Source organism: Gordonia sp. (in: high G+C Gram-positive bacteria) (assembly GCF_049299075.1).
Taxonomy (GTDB): Bacteria; Actinomycetota; Actinomycetes; order Mycobacteriales; family Mycobacteriaceae; genus Gordonia.
This window is the reverse complement of record NZ_JBAQWU010000238.1, coordinates 1-1,596: the sequence shown is the minus strand read 5'-3', so window position 1 is coordinate 1,596 and position 1,596 is coordinate 1. Positions and strand designations below refer to the sequence as shown.

Sequence of the window (1,596 nt, the reverse complement as noted above, 5' to 3'; positions counted from 1 at the left end):
CCAACCGGACCGCCGACATGGTGGCCTCAGTGCCCGAGTTCACCAGCCGGACCCGCTCGACCGGTGCCACGCGCGCCTTGATCGCCTCGGCGAGCGCGATTTCCGCCTCGGTCGGCGCACCGAAACTCAGGCCATGGGTGGCCGCCGACCGCACCGCGTCGACCACGGCGGGATGTGCGTGCCCCAGAATCATTGGTCCCCACGAGCACACCAGGTCGACATACTGATTGCCGTCGACGTCGGTCAGCACGCAACCGGACGCCTCGGTGATGAAGCGCGGAGTGCCGCCGACCGCAGAAAAGGCGCGAACCGGGGAGTTCACGCCCCCCGGAATCGAGGCGGTCGCACGCTCGAACAGCTTTGCAGAAGCGGCGGTGGGACGGACCATGACCTCCAGTGTTCCAAATCTGGCTGCCCGTGCCCAATCACTCCGGCTCGTGTACCCGCGCGTAGGACCTAAAATGTCAGGCATGTTCGGTTCGGCTCATGAGTCAGGGACTACGTCGCCGGTCGGACGCGCGTCCTGGCGACAGCTGCGCCTGCCGGGCTTCCCGCGGTTCGAACCGGAGGAAGAACGGGCCTTCCGCGCCGAGTTCGTGGCCGCCGGACGGCGCCACAAGTTCGAGCTGTGGCTGCTCCTGTTGGTGATCACCGCCATTTTGGTCGTCTTTCACCGCTACTACTTCACCGATCCGGGCACCCCCCGAATGGTGTTGCCGTTGCTCGTCGTCGCTTTGGTGATCCCGGCCGTCCTGCGCTGGCTCAGCAGCAGCTATCGGCCGTGGCTCCGGTGGTCGACGGCACTGTTCGTGATTTCCGTCTACCTCGACGTCGCCTGTCTGATGGCGATCCGTGCGATCAGCATCGCTGGCGGCCATGATCTGGTGCCGATCCTGTTGCCGGTCGGCGTGCTGGCCGCCTTGCTCGTGGTGAATGTGCGGTTCCTGATCCTGCTGCCGACGGTCCTGATCGGTTTCGCCGGGCTCGCCGTTATCGAACTGCTCACCATCCCGACCGACAGCAACCAGTTGTTCAATGTCGTGGCCAGCGGGGCGATTCTGCTGGTCCCGCTGCTCTCGACGTACGAGCTCGAACGCTTGAATCGGGTGGCCTGGCAGCAGAAACAGGAGTTGGCCCGACACTCGGTGACCGACGCCCTCACCGGCCTGCCGAATCGGCGCGCATTCGCCGAGTCGGTCCGCACCGATCTCGCCGACCGGGCCGATCGGTCCACCCCGATCGCGCTGGCCCTGATCGACCTCGACTGCTTCAAGCACCTCAACGACACTCTCGGCCATCCGGCTGGCGACCGCGCCCTCACCGCGATCGGCCACTATCTGCTCGACGATTCCGCCGCCCACGGCAGCCCCGGCGAACTCCTCGCCCGACTCTCTGGTGAGGAGTTCGCCGTCTACTGGCCCGACCTCGACGCCGCATCCGCGCACCGGCGCGCCGAAGCCCTGCGCGCCGGCATCGGCGAGCTCGCGCTCCCCATGCCGCTGACCGCATCGGCCGGGTTCGTCAGCCGCACCCCCGCGCACCACAATCCCGCCCACGACAATCCCGCCCACGACGATCCGGAGATCGCGATACGAC

Annotated in this window: 2 protein-coding genes; one reads left to right on the top strand and one right to left on the bottom strand. The window is 67.0% G+C overall.

Annotation, left to right across the window (positions count from 1 at the left end; genetic code table 11):
• Nucleotides 1–388, bottom strand: a 388-nt coding sequence (locus tag WAW85_RS07505) for an aminotransferase class III-fold pyridoxal phosphate-dependent enzyme (protein WP_422559001.1), incomplete at its 3' end; no start/stop codon positions are given.
• Nucleotides 389–470: 82 nt separating this feature from the next.
• Here WAW85_RS07505 and WAW85_RS07500 point away from each other — a divergent pair.
• On the top strand, nt 471–1,596 hold a 1,126-nt coding region (locus WAW85_RS07500), incomplete at its 3' end, for a GGDEF domain-containing protein (RefSeq protein ID WP_422559000.1).